We start from the raw sequence: 18858 nt of genomic DNA on the forward strand, positions 1-18858 counted from the left end.
AAGCTGCCAAAAATAAGCTCGCTTCAAACAAGACCCACCAGGCTGAGCGACCGGCGCAACCTCATTCAAGTTGCACGGATTGACCTTCGTCAACTGTCGCCCCTGTGTGCCTTTGACAGTCGAGGAGGCTGGAGCAGTTGATGCCAAGGCATGGGAATTGCATCAAGTTGGCACAGCGATCGCGTTTGTCCCGAGTATGGCGTTGTCTCTACATCATCATCATCGCCAGAATTTGGCTTCTATATGAATCCCGACCCCCAAGCGTTATTCGCGTTACCGACGGGGCTCGAAGTATCGGCAAAAGTGTAATTGTGAACGCATAGTGTGAAAAATTACTGCAAATTGCTTGGCAATGGGTGTTAAACCGTTAGCTTTCAAGCTGAAGACACACTGCTGACGGCCTGAGCGATCGCGACTTGCCTCGGTGCAATCTGCGGCTTTACGGTTTTCATCTCACCGGACTAGTGGGTCTGTGTCGTACCTTAGATGAGGAATGCTCAAACGCATTCACATATATACCTCTTTGAGCCTTTATGGCTTGTCATCATGCTAGATGCTCTCATCGTCCTTTCATTTATCATTGCTGGCGCTGGAATCGGCTTCTACGCTCCGGAGCTATTGCCCGCAGGCGCGCTGAGTGAAGTCAGTAGCCTGGAAGGGCTGAGTTCTGTAACTGCGGGGTTTGGCGCGTTATTTGGCACCGGCTTGGGCTTGGTTATGCAAACCAGCTATCGCCGACTTGAAACGCAAGTGCGGGAACTACCACCAGAACGGTTGCTCAGCCGCGCTGTGGGCTTAGTCATTGGCCTGCTCATTGCCAACTTGATGCTGGCGCCGCTGTTTTTGCTGCCGATTCCTGGTGAATTTGGCTTCATCAAGCCGTTGCTAGCGGTCATGGGCAGCGTCATCTTTGCCGTTTCGGGCATGAATCTGGCCGATACCCATGGGCGATCGCTGCTCCGCCTGATCAGTCCAGGCTCCATGGAATCTACTCTGGTGGCAGAAGGCACCCTAAAACCCTCCAAAACCAAGCTATTAGATACCAGCTGCATCATCGACGGACGGATCGAAGGATTATTGGAAACCAGTTTTCTGGAGGGGCAAATCCTCGTCCCTCAGTTTGTGTTGCAGGAATTGCAGCAAGTTGCCGACGCCTCGAATGACCAAAAACGAGTACGGGGACGACGCGGCCTGGATGTGCTGAATCGCATTCGTGAAACTTACGCCAGCCGCGTGGTGATTTCGAGCATTGATTATGAGGAGATCCCGACCGTCGATGCCAAGTTAGTGCGACTGGCCCAAGAACTTAACGCCATGCTGCTGACGAATGACTTTAACCTCAACAAAGTCGCCAGCTTTCAAGAAGTGGAAGTGCTGAATATCAACGATTTGGCCCAAGCGATTCGGCCCAACTATTTGCCGGGAGATGACATGGGCCTCCGGATTTTGAAGGAAGGCAAGGAACCCCAGCAAGGAGTTGGATATTTGAATGACGGCACCATGGTGGTGGTGGAAGAGGGCCGCGACTATATTGGCGATGAAATTGACGTCGTGGTCACCGGTGCCCTGCAAACTTCTGCCGGACGTATGATTTTTGCCCGCCCAAAGGACTCAGTGCTGGCTTCCTGAGAATCAACATCCGGGTGAGTCAAACCTTTGAGGGCTAACCCTAACGCACCTGGTTTTATCCGATCGCTTGGAGCAGGCATGTCGTTGCTCAGGCTGCCCCCAAATAACTGGCGCAGTTAGCAAGATGAGTCAGATGTTACGGATGATTGGCCGTGCAGTCAGGGTAGTTGCTTGTCCGCAATGCTCAGTATCAGCTCTTTTAGGTTTACGACAAGCGTTTTCAGCCAGCAAAAATTGTTTGCGATAAATTGAACTAAAGCAAATCAAGTCGGGCGATCGCCCTTACATAGTGCTGACGATAAGAGTCCAGCCAGCGAGGGTGACCCGCTTGAAAGAACAGAAATGGCAGTCGAGGTATCGGTCTTGAATCAGCGTTGGATCTTGCAATCTCAGGCCATTGGCCGCAGACGGTTTGTAAAGTACGGTTCGCTTTTGGTCGGTGCGGGGGTGGTCGCTGCCTGTGGTGGTGGCACGAGTCCTGATGCGACGTCTTCGACTGACGCGGACGAGTCGTCAGCAACAGCTGAGGGATCGTCTAGCGGCGACCTGCAAACTGTGACTTTTGGCACCAATTGGTACGCTCAGGCCGAGCATGGGGGCTTTTATCAGGCGATCGCCACGGGCATCTATGCCGACCATGGTCTCGACGTGACCATCCAGATGGGGGGGCCACAAGTTAACGGCACCCAATTACTCATGGGCGGCAGCGTTGACTTCTTTATGGGCTACGGCTCAGATGCGCTACAAGCGGTGCAAGAAGGGATTCCTAAAGTTACCGTCGCGTCCATTTTTCAGAAAGACCCGCAGATCTTGATTGCCCATCCCGACCAAGGCGTCGCCTCGCTGGAAGATTTGCAGGGTAAACCCATCTATATCTCTTCAGCAGCCAACGTTACTTATTGGCCCTTTTTGGCGGCGAAATATGGCTTTACGGAAGACATGAAGCGGCCCTACAACTTCAATCCGGGGCCGTTCTTAGCCGATAAAACCTCAGCGCAGCAGGGATATTTGAGTTCTGAGCCGCTGGCGATCCGAAACGAGGGGGGCTTTGAGCCGGTCGTGCTGCTGCTGGCCGACTACGGTTACGATCCCTATTCCACCACGATTGAAACCCGGCAAGAGATTGTCGATAGCGACCCCGATCTGGTGCAGCGGTTTGTCGATGCGTCGATCAAGGGCTGGTACAGCTATCTCAACGACGACCCGACGCCGGGAAATGAGTTAATCAAACAAGACAATCCCGAGATGTCGGACGAGCAGATTGCCTATGGCATCGCCAAGATGAAGGAATACGGCATTGTGGTGTCGGGCGATGCGGAGTCGATGGGCATTGGCGCGATGACGGACGAACGCTGGAAGTCTTTCTATGACAAGCTGGTCGAGGCTGAAGTTCTGAGTTCTGAGGTCGATTACACCCGAGCGTTTACGTTAGAGTTCGTCAACCAAGGGGCAGAGTATTACCAGTCTTGAAGCTAACTCGCCGGGATGACAGGGCTGCTTCGTTTGCTGAGATAAGGGTTATGACACCGACTGCGATCGCGCTGCATCAGGTCAACAAAATCTATGCCAATGGGACGGTAGCCTTGCAGGGTGTCGATCTGGCCGTGCGCCAGGGAGAGTTTGTCAGTCTGGTGGGGCCGTCGGGCTGTGGCAAAAGCACCGTGCTCAAGCTCATGGCGGGGCTCGCGGCCCCGAGCAACGGGTATCTAGAAACCCCTGGAATTGCGGGCGATCGCGATCTGGCCTACGTCTTTCAAGATGCGGCGCTGATGCCCTGGGCCACGGTGCTGGACAATGTTCATCTACCGTTGAAGCTCAAGGGCCAATCGTTGCGGGGCAGTCGCAGCCACATTCAGGCCGCGTTGAACTTGGTGGCCCTGCAAGGCTTTGAGCACAGCTATCCTCGCGAACTGTCGGGGGGGATGAAAATGCGGGTTTCCATTGCTCGCGCTCTGGTGACCAACCCCCATGTCTTACTGATGGATGAACCCTTTGGCGCATTAGACGAAATGAGCCGCAGTCGCTTGAATAGTGACCTCCTCCAGCTGTGGGAGGAATATCACTGGACGGTCGTGTTTGTGACCCACAATATTTACGAAGCGGTTTATCTATCGCATCGCGTTGTGGTGATGGGGTCGCAACCGGGACGCATCTTGGCGGAAGTGCCCATTGATGTGCCCTACCCCCGAGACGAAGACTTTCGCACGTCGCCCCAGTTCAACCAGTATTGTCGCGACATTGCCCAGCTGCTGGCCAGTGGCGCGTCATCCGCACCAGTCACCCCGCCAACGTCTGCCCCAGTGTTGCCATCATGTTGAGAAAATCACCCTCTCCGCCGGCGGCCTCGCTGGGTTCACCGATTGTCCCCCGGTCCTCGTCAGGGCCGACTCGACTATGGACTGCGATCGCTCGTCCTGAAGTGATTGCGCCATTGCTGGTGGGCTTGTTGGCGCTGCTGCTGTGGGAAGGCGCGGTCCGGCTATTCGCCATTCCCCCTTACCTGCTGCCAGGGCCGTGGCTCGTCGGGCAAACCCTGATTGCCGAGTGGTCAGAGCTGTTTCCCTCCCTGCTGATTACGCTGCAAATTACCGTGCTGGCCTTTATCGCCGCGACGGTTTCGGGGCTACTCTTAGCGGTGTTATTTGCCCAACGCAAATGGATTGAGCGCAGTCTGTTTCCCTATGCGGTGATGCTGCAAACCACGCCCATTGTGGCGATCGCCCCCCTGATCATCATCTGGTTTAAGAACAGCACCTTTGCCGCTTTAGTGGTGTGCGCGTGGATTGTGGCACTGTTTCCCATCGTCTCCAACACCACCTTGGGGCTGAATAGCGCTGACCGCAATCTGCAAAATCTGTTTCAGCTCTACGGGGCCTCTCGCTGGCAAACCCTGTGGCATCTGCGGTTGCCCAGCGCCATGCCCTACTTTTTAGGCGGCTTGCGCATTAGCGGCGGCCTCGCTCTGATTGGCGCGGTGGTAGCGGAGTTTGTCGCGGGAACCGGGGGCGCGCGATCGGGCATTGCTTATCAAATTTTGATGTCGAGTTATAAGCTCCAGATTCCCCGTATGTTTGCGGCCTTGGTGATGACTACCGTGTTGGGGGTGCTGATTTTTGTGAGTTTGACCTGGCTGAGCGATCGCCTGCTCCGCCACTGGCACGAAAGCGCCCTCCAGCGGGGAAATTAATTTCCCATCAGAACGGACTGGTAAGTTATCGATACCCCTGTTAGCGAGCCTGATTTCGGGCTTAAGTTGTGTGTTGCCTGTTATGCCGATAACTCCTTTTGCTATGCTCCCGTCTGCCCATGATTTCTGGTTGCGGAATGTCCGGATCCCTCACTGCTTTTTAGATGAAACCGTTAACCATCGCTCCGTCATTGAGTCGTTAGCGGCAGCTCCCTTTTTAGAAGATTTGGTGGCGGCAGATCTGCAGATCCAATCGGGACAAATTGCGGCGATCTCACCCGTCGGCACGGCTTCCCCTGAGAGTCCATCGGTGGACTTGGCACGGAGCCTCGTTTTGCCCTGCTTTGTCGATCTGCATACCCATCTGGATAAAGGGCACATTTGGCCCCGCCAGAGTAATCCAGACGGCACCTTTGATGAGGCACTGGCGGCGGTGATGGAGGATGCCTCGCACTGGGATCGCGACGACCTGTACCAGCGAATGGAATTTAGCCTGCGGTGTGCCTATGCCCATGGCACCCAAGCCCTGCGGACCCATTTCGACGCTTTTGGGGCCATGGCAGAGACAGCGCTGGAAGTCCTGGCCGTGTTGCAATCCGCGTGGCGCGATCGCCTCATCATTCAAGCCGTGAGCCTGGTCTCGCTGGACTATTACCTCACCGACCAGGGTGAACAGCTGGCTCAACTCGTGGCCGAGCATGGGGGCATTCTCGGTGGGGTCGCTTATCCGAACCCCGATCTCACCCAACAGCTAGATCGACTGTTTGACTTCGCTGCAGAATACGACCTCGCCCTCGATTTGCACGTGGATGAAAGTCTTGATCCGGCCTCGCAGGTGCTCCGTGCCGTGGCAGAAACCAAGCTGCGTCATAGCTTTGAAAATTCAGTCGTTTGCGGTCACTGCTGCTCGCTGTCAGTGCAATCCACAGCGGACGTTGCTGCCACATTAGAACGGGTCAAAGCGGCGGATATTGGCATTGTCAGCCTGCCCATGTGCAATCTCTATCTGCAAGATCGCCAACCGGGACTCACGCCACGTTATCGCGGCGTCACCATTTTGCACGAACTCAAAGCAGCGGGGATTCCCGTGGCGATCGCTAGCGACAACACTCGGGATCCCTTCTATGCCTATGGTGACCTGGATGGTCTTGAAGTGCTGACCCACAGTACTCGCATCGCCCACCTTGATCGCCCCATCGCCGACTGGCCCCTCGCCATCACCCGCACCCCCGCCGACCTGATGGGCTTGCCCACGGTGGGACGCATCGGCATCGGCCAATCCGCTGATCTGATTTTGTTCAAAGCGCGATCGTTCAGCGAGTTATTTGCGCGACCTCAGAGCGATCGCGTGGTGCTGCGACAGGGGCAAGCGATCGACACCACCCTGCCCGACTACGCCGAGCTCGATGCGCTATTGGGAGCGGATTAACCCTGGTTACTCGGTGGCAACATGGCTGTCAGCGATCGCTCTAGTACGGCTCGGTGGAAGTTTGCATACTATTTGTGACGAACAGAGGGGCCGGGGGGCAAGGGAGCAAGGCACTGGAAGGGTGTCTTTATTTCGGCCCTACAGTTCTAAAATCCATAGGCCCAACGAGCGCGATACCCCCGAGCATCGATGTGGGTAAATTTGGCGGCGCTGGCGAGCCCTCCGCGGGCGCCCCACCAGGGATCAAGCTGGGCATAAACCTGCTGTGGGCTCAGGCCATGCACGATGAAGTTTACGCCGTCCCCCGTCAGGTGGCGGGAGTTTTTGGTGCCGCCCACTTGCAAATTGGTGGCCGGATCGCGATACCAAGAGACAATTTCGATGGGTTTGTTGCCAAACAGCACGCGGATTTCTTCCAGCGCTTCGGCAATGCGAATCATGCCGTAGACCACCTCGGCACTGGCGGGAATGCGGGTGCCGCCGTGGGTCGCCTGCGCCCAAGTAAAGTAACCCCCGGCAATAATTGAGGTGTTGCTGTAGTAAGCCCCCTGAAAGCCCGGTAAGTTTATCGGTTTGCCGCGATCGCGGGTCTGCACCCGCCCAGCCGGATTCCGGTCTTGGGGATGATTGTTGGGCTCTGTTCCCTCTAACTCCACATCGGGGGCAAAGGCGTACCAAATGAAGCGATCGTCTTCCCCCAGCTGGGTATCAGCGACGGCCACCTTCAGATAACGGCCTTCCACCTCGCTGTAAGATTGCAGCGCCAATGTCGTTTGCTTGGGTATCAAGACTTTTTCGGCGCGATCGAGCTGACTGGCCAGGACGGGTCTGGCCTTAAACACCGTGTCGCTAATGACGTGTAGCATCAGCCGCTGTCCGGTCAGCTTCAGCGCCTTGGTGTCGGCAAACCAGATATCGGCATCGCCGTCTTCCCCGGCGATCCCAGCTAGCGTCAACTTGGTCGATTGGTTAACCGCTGGCGCATAGGACTGCAGTTGGAGCTCCGTCCCAGCGGCCACAAAACGCTTTTCGTCATCGCTTAAGTCACTCGCCAAAACAGGCCGTCGCTTCAAGACGGTATCTTGCAAGACGGTCGCCGTGACGCTGTCGCCCTCTAAGTCAATATCCGACTGCGCGACATACCAGGTCATATCGTTGGGATGACTCGGTTCCGGCTGAGCCAGCTCTAGTCTCAGGTGATGGCCAGCCGCCTCAGCAAAGAACTTGAGATCATATTCGCTGCCGCTGGGCACAAAGACCTTATCGGTATCGTTGAGCTCGCTCGATAAGACCGGTTGCAGCTTAAACAACGTATCGTTCTTAACTTTGGCCTTCATAATTCACACATCTCATCACGGTTAACGGAGGCAGCCGCAGCAGTGAGCGGGCAAGCATCAAGCGGCATCGGTAAGGGCGATCGCCTCTGGCAGGCACACAACCTTGATCACGGCACCTGCTTGTTTCCAGAGTTCCCAAAAAGTGGGTGGCTCAAATCATCGGGATTATGCCGCAACATCCCCAGGACGGCAGAACCCGCTTTGCAATAAAGACGAATTTGGGCCGCTTTTTAACATTCTGTGATGATCGTTTACGGCCTGGGGGCGATCGCGTTGCCCGATTTCGAGCCGCCCTACTCGGAATATGACGAGGCCCTCCTCCGACCCGTTCATCCTGGCTTAGAGCGATCGCCAATCGCCGGCCAAAATGAATGCCGCCCAATAGTAGGGATGTTGATACTCGCCGTCGGACGCCAGCATTTCTAACTGCACCGCCCGCAACGCGGCGCTACGCCCCAGGCCAGCGGCCAGTTTTTCGTAATAACGCGCCATCAGGCTCTGAGTGCCAAAATCGCTCACCTGCCACAGGCTCATCAGTTGAGATTCGGCCCCCGCGATGGCAAACGCTCGTCTCAATCCATACACCCCTTCACCATTGGCGATATCGCCCAGACCAGTGTCACAAGCAGACAGCACGACGAGTTGAGTGCCCAAGAGGTTGAGGCTAGAGGCTTCTAAAGCCGTAAATACGCCGTCTTCACTGCCGCTACGGCGACGGTTGAAACCCGCTAATGCCAGACCAGAGCGCAGTAGGGGATTTTCGACATCAACACTGGCGCGGGGCAGCGGACTCGGCAAGGTGCCATCGCTAGCGACCACACCAATGCCTCGACCTTCTACGGCTGGCGGCTCCACATCCGTCAAAAAGAAGCCGTGGGTAGCGATATGGAGGATGCGCGGAGCCTGGACTTGCTTTACCGCATTTTCTGTCGCCTGGTCGGTCGTCAAGACCCTGGCGTTGGGCAAGAACGGGCGAATCGCTTCGGCCTCGGCGGCCGTCCCCGGTAGTCGCGTAAATTGCAGCTGTCTGAAATCAGCCGCCCGACTGTCGGCTCTTGTCCCTGACCCGGCGGCCACATCTGAGCGAGGGAAGTTGGCGGCAGTCTCGTAGTCCGGATCCGCCAGGATCAGCGCCGGATTTTGACTCGGCTCCACCGCATCCAATTTGAGCAGGTCGCGCCCGGAGTTGAGATAGCTGATCTGGTATTGCTGCACCAGATAATCACCCCCCGGTTCGGTTTGCAGCGCTTCAAACGGGAGTAAGTTGAGTTGTCCATCGGGGGAAATCAGCAGATGCTCAACTCCTGCCAAGTCGGGCGAGATCGCCCCCAACACCAAATCTGAAATGTTTTGCGTAATCTCGGCAACCGCATCACTGCCCGCCGTTGCCGAAAAGTCAGTAGCCGGATTTTGCAAGATCCCGACAAAGTCTTGCACCGCCGCCTCAATTGTCGCGGCATCCCCTAGATCTCGGGCCACGATCCGCCCGTCGGGGAACAACAGGTAGGCCGCATAGCGGGGGGCCGCAAAATTATTGGACCCAGCCGCCGTAAAGTTAGCCTCATTGAAGCGATCGCCCAGCGGTTGCGTCGGATCAAAGGGCCGGTAGCGAATGAACTCAATCAGGACGCCATTGTCAGGAATGCGTTGCTGAATCGCTGGGAGTTCCACGGGTTGGCCTGCCAGAGAGAGGTCGGCACTCTGACGGGCGATCGCCGCTTCCAACTGATTTACCTCACTCCGCAGCCGCGTGAGTCGCGTCTGATATTCTCGGTCAGACAGGTTGGCCGGTCGCTGGGTGGTGAGATTCGCCAGTTCTTGCTGCCCCCTGATCAACTGAGCAAGCAAATAGAGATCTTCAGGCGTGCCCCGCTGCCGCAAAATTTCTTGGGCTCTGACCCCCGCTTCTAAAACGCGCCCTTTGCGGCGCAGCAAATTGGTCAAGGCAAACTGGGCGGCTGGGGTGGAATGGGGGGCCGTGTCGAGGTGTAGAGAAACCACGTAATTGAGGGTATTCGCCAGCTTGGCAACATAGGCAATGCGATCGCTGTTGCCCAGATTGGCCAGGCTAATGTCTAAACTGACTTCTTCGATCGCAATGCCTTTGCGCAGGGTAGCGATCGCTTGCGGCACGTCACCTTGAGCCCGATATAGCCCCGCCAGGTTATAAAACATCGGCACCATGTAGATGCGATGACTCGCCGCTAAGGCTTGGATTTGCGGCGTCGTGTAGCCGTTGTCGCCAATGCTAGAAATCGAAGTAATGTAGCGGTCGTAATTGTTTAACGCCTGGGTGTAAAGGGCTTCGGCTTCGGGATAGCGGCCCTGGGTTTGATAAATCAACGCAAGGTTGTTGAGGCTCGTGGAGACTTGCGGCGACTCAACTTCCGCCTCAGGATATTGTGCTTGATAAATCGTCAGGGCTTCTCGATACAGCGTTTCAGCCGCGTCATAGCGCTGCTGCGTGACGTAATAACTGGCTAAAGTCTCGATTTTGACCGCGAGATCAAAGGGATCATCGCCTTCCCGAGCCCGAGCGACAGTTTGGGCCAGCAACGCTTCGGTCTCACTAGTGGGATCGTTATTAGCAGTAGGCAAGTTAGGCTCTGCGCCTTCGCGACCTTGAGCTTGCCGGACAAAGGCCAGGTTCGTTTCCATTAGCGCCACCAGGTCAGCGCGATCGCCCGGATCAGCCTGCAACATCGCTAATGCCGCCTCATAGAATTCGGCAGCCTGATCTAACTGCTCGCGCTGCACCGCGATCGCCCCCAAACTATCCAAAACCATCGCCTGCTGCGCTGCATAGCCTGTGGGCTGGGCTTGATAGATATCGAGCGCCTCCAGCAACAGCGGTTCGGCATCGGCGTAGCGATTTTGCATCAAGTACAAAGTCGCCAAGCCATACAAACTCTCGGCAACATCAGGATGACGGTCGCCCAAGCGTAAGCGTGCTGTGATGAGATCTTCTTCCATCAGCGGAATGGCCGCGCTAAATGAATTCTGAAAGAAAGCTTCTGAAGCTTGCTCACTAGGCAAAAATCCCGTCAGGTTTCGTTGACCTTGGGCATAGGCATCTGCTGGAATGTCTGATGACAGCTGAATCTGCTGGAGCTCGTTGGCCTCCGGCGTACGCCACGATAAGCGGTATTGCCCCGTTTGCCTGGGCTGACGAGACTGGGCGAGAATCAGATAAGTGCCACTGGTCGGGAGGACTACCAGCATTTCAGCGTTATCCTCACGACTGCGATCGCGATCGGCAGCCATGCTCTCCCCGGCGGGATTGATGAGCACTAGGGCCGGCTGGAAGTCAGTGCTTTCCATCTCAATCAACAGCGCTTCTCGTTCGACGCCTTCAAAGGTATGAATCTCGAAATAACTGCCATCGTCTAACGTGCGGCTAGTTGGGCTCAGGCTGCCGTTAATCGATTCCGGTGGCACATTCCCCTCGCTTTGCACGATCGCAAAGTCATGGATGATGGCCCAACTCAGCCCATAGGTACCAGCCGCAGACGGTTCCACTGTGCTCACGACCACCCGGTATTGCCCGTACGACGGCAAATCAGCCCGCAGGGTCGCAAAGGGCATCCGGGTTTCTTGGGTCGAGGCTTGCGCTACGGTCTCGCCATTGGGGCCAACCAACCGCATTTGGACATCAAAGCCGCTGGTGTTGATTTCAAGAAAGACCCGTTCACCCGCTGCGCCCGCAAACTCATGATCGACGCTCTCGTAGCGCTCACCGCCGCTCACTTGCTGGCTGACCGAACCGCGCGTCATGTCTGAGGTCGACTGGCTGCGGGACGCCAATTGCTGCGAGGCGTCTGGCCCCTGGGTGGCAGACGAGAGGGGTGAGAGGGACTGGATCTGAGCCTGACTCGGCAAGGCCATGCCCAGCAATAGCCCGGTGATGGCACCGCCCATCAGCCAATCATGCTTACTCATTCGGTTGGGATTCCTTATTCGCTAATGGTTGGTCTGCTGGCAACGTTAATCATCGAGGCCAGATTGCTCGCGGATGCTGCGGGCGATCGCCGACACATCTTCGTCGCCAAAACCGCGCCCGATCAGCCCCGTCTCGATTTGCTCCACATAAGCGGCCATGGGCAGTGTGACCCCCAACTCCCGAGCCGCTTCGAGGGCAATGTTGAGGTCTTTGCGGTGCAGCCGCACGCGAAACCCAAGAGGATAGTCATTTTTGATCATGTTGCCAGAGCGATTATCCAGTCCCCAAGACCCGGCGGCTCCGCCACTGACAGCCTGCACGACGCGCTCCATATCGAGGTCAGCTTTCATGCCGAGGGCCAGTCCTTCGGCGATCGCCCAGTAAGTCCCCGCCACAATAATTTGGTTAATGGCTTTGGTGGTTTGTCCCGCCCCAATCGGCCCCACGTGGGTGATCGTTTTGCCCATGGCGGCAAGGACAGGCCGCACTTTTTCCACCACAGCGGCATCGCCCCCAGCCATGATCGACAGCGTCCCCTTCTGTGCCCCCTCGGAACCGCCGGACACCGGGGCATCCACCATATCAATCTGCCGCTCGGCCAACGCGGCCGCGATCGCGTGTGTCACCGTGGGGCTAATCGTGGACATATCAACGACGACTGTGCCTGGTTGCGCCCCGTGAATGATACCGTTGTCCCCCAAAATCACCGCTTCCACATCAGGGGTGTCACTGACACAGGTGATCACGACTTCAGCTGCTTGCGCGGCAGCTTGAGGTGAGTCAGCCCGTTTTGCCCCAGCTTCCATCAGAGGCAGTTCGCGATCGCGGGTGCGATTGTGCACCGTCACCTCGTGGCCCGCCCGGAGCAAATTCAAAGCCATGGGGCCACCCATCGTGCCCAATCCCACAAATGCCACTTTCACGATCGCCGTCCTCAAGCATTAATTCTTATCTTCAGGCTACCCCCCTGACTCCCTGGGGCAAACCCTCACCGCCCGGTCAGCCCGTTTACAAACCGCAGTAATCAGGATAAATACTGAAGGAGTGTTCTACTTTGGAAAGTGATCGATATACTATCGCCAGCGTTGTACCCACGCTCTGACAGCCAGATATAGAGTGCAGAGCGCCCCAACCCGACCCGTTACGCTAGAGATGTATCGCCCCCGCCATTGTCGTAGACCCTATGAGCAGTTCCCAGCACTCCAATTCCCAGTGGTCTCAGGGCAGTTCGGCCCAGCCTTCTCGATTGCGGGCCGGTGCCCCACCCCCACCCAAACGCGACCAGCGACCGCGACCTGCGTCCCGACCCGCGACAGCCGCGTCACGGTCAGGGAGACCCCCAACCCCGCCCCAGGCGCGAGCTACTCAGTCCCCCGTGGTGGACTCTGAGACCCTTCAGTTTGACGAACCGCCCACGAATCGTCGATTTAACCGCTGGCTCATCGGTGCGTTTCTCATGGTGGTAGCGTTAGGGGGCGTGGCGGGCGCTTCGGCGGTGAGTCTGATGAGCATTCCCAATTTGCCCAACTGTCGGGCGGTGTCATGGCGGTTTGCGTCGGCTGCAACCCGATTGCAATGTGCCGAAGCCTATGCCGATCAGGGCACGGTGGAAAGTTTGCTAGCGGCGATCGCCCTGGTGGAAGCCCTGCCCGACGATCACCCGATGCGGGGCGAAATTAATGATCGGGTGGAACTTTGGGCCGACGAAATTTTGCACATTGCCGATCAGACCTTTAATCAGGGCGAGCTCGAAACCGCCATCGACATGGCGCAACAGATTCCCGAGAATACGGCTGCTGCTGCCCTGGTCAGCGATCGCATTGAGCGGTGGCAAGCCATTTGGGAACAGGCCGAATCCATCTTTCGCAAAGCTGAAAATCATTTGCGGGCCTCGCAGTTTCGCGAAGCCTTTTCAGCAGCGATTCAGCTCCGCACCGTTGATAACGAATACTGGGCCAACACTCGTTACGACGAACTGACCAGTCTGATCAGTCGCACCCGCGAAGAAGTCAATATTTTGGCAAATGCCGAACGCACCGCCAGTAGCGGCACTTTAGAAGGCATTGTGACGGCATTAGAACAAGTCGCGGCCATTTCTTCGGAAAGCTACGTGTACGGCGACGCCCAGACAATTTTGAAGTCCCTCAGCCGGGATCTATTGGCTCTGGCAGAAGCCGCCCTGGAAGACCGCAACAGTGCCGAGGCGTTGCGCATCTTAGCGGAAATTCCGAAATCGGTGGACTTAGGCCAAGAAGTGGCGGACTTTCGGACGCTGGCCGATGCCTATGAACTGACCTGGTCGCGCACAACGACGGGCTACGAAGCGGCGATCGTGCGCCTGCAAAGCATCACCCGCGATCGCCCTCTGTATGAAAAAGCGCGGACCCTGCGCCGCCAATGGCAGGCCGAATTAGAGGCTGTGGCTCAACTCAACTGGGCGCAGCAAATCGCTCGTCCCGGCACGGTGGACAGTCTGCGGGCGGCGATCGCCGAAGCCGAGGAAATCAGCACCAGCAATCCCTTTTGGGATGATACCCAAGACCAGATTGATACCTGGCGACGCAGCATCGCCCTGATCGAAGACCAGCCCTACATCGATCAGGCCAAACTCATCGCGGTGGCGGGCGATCCGGCCAGTCTGCAAGCCGCCATTAACGAGGTGCAGCAGATTTCCAGCAATAGCTATCTCTATGACGAGGCGCAAGATTTAGCCGCCGACTGGCGCTGGCAAATTCAAAGAATTGAAAATCGGCCCATCTTGACTCAGGCCCAACGCCTCGCTGACGCCGGCAATTTTGGGCAGGCCATCAACGTGGCCTCACAGATTCCTGCTAGCGAGGCCGTGTACGACGAAGCCCAAGCAGCGATCTCCGACTGGCAAACCGAAGAAGCCAGTCTCTACGCCTATCAACAAGCCCTATTAGTCGCTGAGACAGGGACCGTCAGCGCCCTCGCACGCGCCATAAATTTGGCGCAACAGGTGCCCACCAGCAGCCCCGACTGGAGCCTAGCCCAGCAGGCCGCCAACCAGTGGAGTTGGGATATTATGGGCATTGCGGAATCTACGGCCTTTAGCAATCCCACCGAAGCGATCAGCATTGTGCAGCAGATTCCCTCTGGCACGGCAGCCTATCCCGCCGCCCAACAGCGCTTACAAGCCTGGCGACAGCCGCTGACTAATCCCGCTGGGGTGGAAGCCGTAAATCAATAGAATCCCCACGCAGCCGTTGGGACATGCCGGGATCATGCTCTCTGAGCGCACGGAGGAGACGGTTCCCTTTCGCTGCTTCAGGTAAGCCTAGGCTGGTTGCTTGAGCAGGGAACCGTCCCAGCGATCCCACAGGGGACGAGCTCAAGGGAGTCGGTTTGAGCGTAACTGTGAACCGGGGTTTGGCGACGGTATTGATGTCTCTGCGGGGATTTTTTGGCGGCAGTGAGAAAAGCCGTCATCACCTGCTCTTGAGCGAATTTTGCCCTAGTAAAACCCTGATTCCTCAGAGGCATTTTTGATTGCCAACTCACCCATTTTGGCCCTCATCGCAGTCAGATAGCGGGCCTTTATATTGCTTTTTTCCCTTTCAGAGCTCTGCTGTATCATAAGAAAGTTAACGGCTTCCAGCTTCTAGAGTCTTGATAATTTTATGGGTTCTGTCGGGCATCAATCCAGCACTTTTGCGGTCACAACACCGCTGTATTACGTGAATGCATTGCCGCATATTGGCAGTGCTTACACCACGATCGCGGCGGATGCGATCGCCCGTTTTCAGCGCCTGCTAGGTCACCCGGTACTGATGATCACAGGCACCGATGAACACGGCCAAAAAATTCAGCGCACCGCCGAAGAGCGTGGCGTTGCCCCCCAAGACCACTGCGATGAAATTGTCAGCGGCTTTCAGGATCTGTGGCAGCGATTAAACATCAACTACGATCGCTTTAGCCGCACCACTGCCGAGCGCCACGAAGCGATCGTCAAAGAGTTTTATCAGCGCGTGTGGGAAAGCGGCGACATTTACGCTGGTCGTCAACAAGGTTGGTACTGCGTCTCTTGCGAAGAATTCAAAGAAGAACGCGATCTTCTGGAAGGAAATTTGTGCCCGATTCACACCAACAAGGCAGTGGAATGGCGGGACGAAAACAATTACTTTTTCAAGCTGTCAAATTATCAGGCCAAACTAGAGCAGCTTTATGCCGAGCAGCCGGACTTTATTCAGCCCGCCAGTCGCCGCAATGAAGTTCTGAATTTTGTCCAGCAGGGCCTCCAAGACTTCTCCATTTCGCGGGTCAATTTAGATTGGGGCTTCCCCGTTCCCAGCGACCCTGAGCATACGCTGTATGTCTGGTTTGACGCGCTGTTGGGCTACGTTACAGCCCTGCTTGATCCAGAAGATGAGCCCACGTTAGATAACGCGCTAAAACAGTGGTGGCCGATCAATATTCACCTGATTGGCAAAGATATTCTGCGGTTTCATGCTGTGTATTGGCCTGCCATGCTGATGTCAGCGGGCTTGCCCTTACCGGGCCGAGTCTTTGGCCACGGTTTCCTCACCAAAGATGGCCAAAAAATGGGCAAGAGCTTAGGCAATACCCTTGACCCGTTTGCCCTGGTCGATCAGTACGGAGCCGATGCCGTACGATTTTATTTCTTAAAAGAAATTGAATTTGGGCGAGACGGTGATTTTAACGAGACGCGGTTTATCAACGTCCTCAATGCCGACCTGGCCAACGATTTGGGCAATCTCTTAAATCGCACCCTCAAGATGGCAGGCCGTTATTGCGACGGTAAGATTCCTACTGTCACCCCTGACGCTTTAGGCGATGAAAATCCTCTAAAGGATAAGGGCAGTGGTTTGGCCGCACAGGTACAAGCCGCATTTGATCAACTGGCGTTTAGTGAAGCCTGTGAAGCGGCCTTAGGGTTAGTCCGGGCCAGCAATAAATATCTGGATGACACGGCCCCTTGGACTTTATATAAACAAGGCCAGCAGGCTGAGACGGAAGCTGTACTGTATACCGTTTTAGAGTCGGTGAGATTGGCCGGATATTTACTGTCGCCGATTGTGCCCGGTTTAGCGACCGCCATCTACAATCAATTGGGCTTTGAAGGCAATTTTGATGAGTTAGAAATCGGCCAACGATTTCCTTACAAAACCCACAGTGTTTGGGGCCTGCTGCCTGGTGAACAACCTCTCGGTAAAGCAAAACCCATTTTTCAACGGATTGAGGTAGAAGCTTAAGAGAGGTAGGCCAAAATCGCAACTTCGTCATTTCAGCGACTACACTCAAGATCTTTAAGAAGCCAGACATAAAAAAGCGATGTTAAACAACCACGACCTGCTGAGCGAAGACCCGATTTTTACGCCAGAACAAGTGTTAGAAAATCGCGGACGAGTCGCAATTTTTATTGACGGTTCTAACCTGTTTTATGCGGCGTTGCAGCTTGGCATTGAGATTGACTACACCAAACTGCTGTGTCGATTGACGGGAGGCTCGCGGCTCTTTCGCGCCTTCTTCTATACTGGCGTCGATCGCACCAATGAAAAGCAACAGGGCTTTTTGCTCTGGATGCGGCGCAACGGCTACCGCGTCATTGCCAAAGACCTGGTGCAGTTGCCGGATGGGTCTAAAAAAGCCAACCTGGATGTCGAAATTGCGGTTGATATGATGGCGCTGGTCGACTTTTACGACACGGCGATTTTAGTCAGTGGCGATGGCGACCTAGCCTATGCGGTGGATGCCGCCAGCTATCGCGGCGCGCGCATTGAGGTGGTGAGTCTGCGATCGATGACTAGCGATAGCCTGATTAATGTGTCCGATCGCTACATTGACCTCGAGCAAATTAAGGGCGAAGTGAAGAAACTGCCCCGCCAGGGTGGCTACACCTATCGCCCGCTGTCAGTGCCTGAAGAAGAAGAAATCAACACCTAACGGTCTGGAGCCAACGTTCCTCTTGGCCCAGTCAGCGATTACCGCGCTCGGAAGCGGATGAGACTGCTAAGCTGACGAAGGCTATGGCGTTTATTGTTGCCGTCACTTGCGTATGAAACGTTCCGTTTGGTGGCTATTGGCTGGGGTTGCTGGGTTTATTGCGATCTCGGTGGGGGTACGAACCTGTAGTCCCACTGGTTCTTGGTGGGAAAATACGGCCGAGGATAGCGAGCAAGTTGACCCGCGATTGACCCTACGCAACGTCACCCTAGAGCAGCGCGATGAATCGGGCAATCTGCTGTGGAAGGTCGACGCCGATGAAGTCACCTACAGCGCCAACCAAGAAGTCGCGAACTTAGTCAATCCCGAAGGGGAGCTGTACCAAGATGGCGAACTGCTCTATCGCGTCAGAGGCGATCAAGGCATCATCCGGGAGAATGGCAAACTCCTCTTCCTCGAAGACAATATTGTGGCGACGGGCATTCAGAACGAAATGGTGATTAATGCCCAGAGCCTGGAATGGCAGCCTGACAACAAGCTAATGATTATTCGCAACGGGCTGACCGGCAGCCATCCCCAAGTGCGGGCACAAGCCGATGAAGCCTATATCTACGATGGCGAAAAGCGCATGGAGTTTTTGGGCAATGTCATTGCCACGACCGTGACCGAAAATCCTGATACTGAACCCTGGGTCAAATTGCAGAGCGACATGTTGCAATGGCGCTGGCTTGAGGAAACGTTGGAGACCGAACGTCCCATTAAGGTGGAACGTTTGGCAAACGGGAAAGTGACCCAGGTGCTGACCGGACAGCGCAGTCTGGTGGAACTGGATGAAGAACGCGCCACCATCGAGGGCGACGTCCAGGGGCAGTTGCTGGATGTTCCCCTGAACCTAACCGCTGACAAAGCGATGTGGGAAGTCGGAGAGGAAATCATTCGAGCGGAAGATTCGGTGCGCGTCGTGAATCCGGAGGAACAAATCACCGTAACGGCCCAACGTGGACAGTTTGTGTTGGCCGAAGAAGTGGCCGTATTCAATCAAGATGTGGTGGCGATCGCGGCCCGCAACAACGGACGTTTGGCAACTGATCGTCTGCGCTGGAATCTTGCCGACCAAACGGTCTTGGCGGAAGGCAACGTCGCCTACCAGCAGAGCAATCCCCAACTCACGATTCGCGGGGCAAGAGCGCAGGGCCGCATCGAAGAGCAAACCGTCGTGGTGGATGGGGGCGATCGCGTCGTCACCGAAATCGTCCCCAATTTTTAGCGGACTGTGCCAGCCCACTGGTGAACATGAATTTGTCGGGAGACGGTTCCCATTAGCTGACAACCCGATCACCCCAGGTAAGCTGACCAGCAGCTGAGCTTAAGCAACTCACTAATCGCCCCTGTTGCAGGGTTGAGAGTGGCA

Annotated in this window: 13 protein-coding genes; 10 read left to right on the forward strand and 3 right to left on the reverse strand. The window is 56.0% G+C overall.

Annotated elements, in window-relative coordinates; translation table 11 throughout:
- The first annotated feature begins 150 nt into the window (after positions 1 to 150).
- From DYY88_RS24140 to DYY88_RS11255, 6 genes are all read left to right on the forward strand, one after another.
- Positions 151 to 309: a hypothetical protein gene (locus tag DYY88_RS24140; RefSeq protein WP_160299581.1), complete on the forward strand. Its 159-nt coding sequence runs from the start codon at positions 151 to 153 to the stop codon at positions 307 to 309.
- Positions 310 to 546: 237 nt separating this feature from the next.
- Positions 547 to 1629 carry a PIN/TRAM domain-containing protein gene (locus DYY88_RS11235; protein WP_039727956.1) on the forward strand — a complete coding sequence of 361 codons (1083 nt, stop codon included), beginning with the start codon at positions 547 to 549 and terminating at the stop codon, positions 1627 to 1629.
- A gap of 342 nt (positions 1630 to 1971) precedes the next feature.
- On the forward strand, positions 1972 to 3099 hold the full coding sequence (locus DYY88_RS11240) for an ABC transporter substrate-binding protein (protein WP_044151306.1): 1128 nt from the start codon (positions 1972 to 1974) through the stop codon (positions 3097 to 3099).
- 50 nt (positions 3100 to 3149) lie between these two features.
- Positions 3150 to 3947: an ABC transporter ATP-binding protein gene (locus DYY88_RS11245; protein ID WP_039727955.1), complete on the forward strand. Its 798-nt coding sequence runs from the start codon at positions 3150 to 3152 to the stop codon at positions 3945 to 3947.
- Entirely contained in the window at positions 3941 to 4816 is an 876-nt protein-coding gene (locus DYY88_RS11250) for an ABC transporter permease (protein WP_084607112.1), read from the forward strand. Before DYY88_RS11245 ends, DYY88_RS11250 begins: the two co-directional genes overlap by 7 nt.
- 103 nt (positions 4817 to 4919) lie before the next feature.
- Positions 4920 to 6245, forward strand: coding sequence for a cytosine deaminase (locus DYY88_RS11255; RefSeq protein ID WP_039727954.1), 1326 nt, complete (start codon positions 4920 to 4922; stop codon positions 6243 to 6245).
- A 146-nt stretch (positions 6246 to 6391) separates the two neighbouring features.
- Here the strand turns inward: DYY88_RS11255 and DYY88_RS11260 are convergent, their stop codons facing one another.
- From DYY88_RS11260 to DYY88_RS11270, 3 genes are all read right to left on the reverse strand, one after another.
- Positions 6392 to 7582, reverse strand: a complete 1191-nt coding sequence (locus DYY88_RS11260) for a D-Ala-D-Ala carboxypeptidase family metallohydrolase (protein ID WP_052288517.1) — start codon at positions 7580 to 7582, stop codon at positions 6392 to 6394.
- A gap of 339 nt (positions 7583 to 7921) precedes the next feature.
- The gene (locus tag DYY88_RS11265; RefSeq protein ID WP_052288516.1) at positions 7922 to 11521 is read right to left on the reverse strand and encodes a CHAT domain-containing tetratricopeptide repeat protein; all 3600 of its coding nucleotides are present in this window, start codon (positions 11519 to 11521) and stop codon (positions 7922 to 7924) included.
- A gap of 45 nt (positions 11522 to 11566) precedes the next feature.
- Positions 11567 to 12445 carry an NAD(P)-dependent oxidoreductase gene (locus DYY88_RS11270; RefSeq protein ID WP_039727952.1) on the reverse strand — a complete coding sequence of 293 codons (879 nt, stop codon included), beginning with the start codon at positions 12443 to 12445 and terminating at the stop codon, positions 11567 to 11569.
- A gap of 260 nt (positions 12446 to 12705) precedes the next feature.
- On the opposite strand from DYY88_RS11270, the gene DYY88_RS11275 reads away from it, so the two are divergent.
- From DYY88_RS11275 to lptC, 4 genes are all read left to right on the forward strand, one after another.
- A complete protein-coding gene (locus tag DYY88_RS11275; protein WP_130199405.1) occupies positions 12706 to 14733 on the forward strand; it encodes a chromosome segregation ATPase in 2028 nt (675 codons plus the stop codon).
- A gap of 430 nt (positions 14734 to 15163) precedes the next feature.
- Positions 15164 to 16756: a methionine--tRNA ligase gene (metG, locus tag DYY88_RS11280; RefSeq protein ID WP_039727951.1), complete on the forward strand. Its 1593-nt coding sequence runs from the start codon at positions 15164 to 15166 to the stop codon at positions 16754 to 16756.
- 79 nt (positions 16757 to 16835) lie between these two features.
- Positions 16836 to 17447, forward strand: a complete 612-nt coding sequence (locus DYY88_RS11285; RefSeq protein ID WP_039727950.1) for a LabA-like NYN domain-containing protein — start codon at positions 16836 to 16838, stop codon at positions 17445 to 17447.
- Positions 17448 to 17559: 112 nt separating this feature from the next.
- On the forward strand, positions 17560 to 18714 hold the full coding sequence (gene lptC / locus DYY88_RS11290) for an LPS export ABC transporter periplasmic protein LptC (RefSeq protein WP_044151305.1): 1155 nt from the start codon (positions 17560 to 17562) through the stop codon (positions 18712 to 18714).
- Positions 18715 to 18858 lie beyond the last annotated feature (144 nt).

Source organism: Leptolyngbya iicbica LK, from assembly GCF_004212215.1.
Lineage (GTDB): Bacteria > Cyanobacteriota > Cyanobacteriia > Phormidesmidales > Phormidesmidaceae > Halomicronema > Halomicronema iicbica.

Excerpts from the sequence above, each read along its gene's own strand:
- DYY88_RS24140 (WP_160299581.1), top strand. The coding sequence starts at position 151 with ATGGGAATTGCATCAAGTTGGCACAGCGATCGCGTTTGTCCCGAGTAT.
- DYY88_RS11235 (WP_039727956.1), top strand. The coding sequence starts at position 547 with ATGCTAGATGCTCTCATCGTCCTTTCATTTATCATTGCTGGCGCTGGA.
- DYY88_RS11240 (WP_044151306.1), top strand. The coding sequence starts at position 1,972 with ATGGCAGTCGAGGTATCGGTCTTGAATCAGCGTTGGATCTTGCAATCT.
- DYY88_RS11245 (WP_039727955.1), top strand. The coding sequence starts at position 3,150 with ATGACACCGACTGCGATCGCGCTGCATCAGGTCAACAAAATCTATGCC.
- DYY88_RS11250 (WP_084607112.1), top strand. The coding sequence starts at position 3,941 with ATGTTGAGAAAATCACCCTCTCCGCCGGCGGCCTCGCTGGGTTCACCG.
- DYY88_RS11255 (WP_039727954.1), top strand. The coding sequence starts at position 4,920 with ATGCTCCCGTCTGCCCATGATTTCTGGTTGCGGAATGTCCGGATCCCT.
- DYY88_RS11260 (WP_052288517.1), bottom strand. The coding sequence starts at position 7,582 with ATGAAGGCCAAAGTTAAGAACGATACGTTGTTTAAGCTGCAACCGGTC.
- DYY88_RS11265 (WP_052288516.1), bottom strand. The coding sequence starts at position 11,521 with ATGAGTAAGCATGATTGGCTGATGGGCGGTGCCATCACCGGGCTATTG.
- DYY88_RS11275 (WP_130199405.1), top strand. The coding sequence starts at position 12,706 with ATGAGCAGTTCCCAGCACTCCAATTCCCAGTGGTCTCAGGGCAGTTCG.
- metG (WP_039727951.1), top strand. The coding sequence starts at position 15,164 with ATGGGTTCTGTCGGGCATCAATCCAGCACTTTTGCGGTCACAACACCG.
- DYY88_RS11285 (WP_039727950.1), top strand. The coding sequence starts at position 16,836 with ATGTTAAACAACCACGACCTGCTGAGCGAAGACCCGATTTTTACGCCA.
- lptC (WP_044151305.1), top strand. The coding sequence starts at position 17,560 with ATGAAACGTTCCGTTTGGTGGCTATTGGCTGGGGTTGCTGGGTTTATT.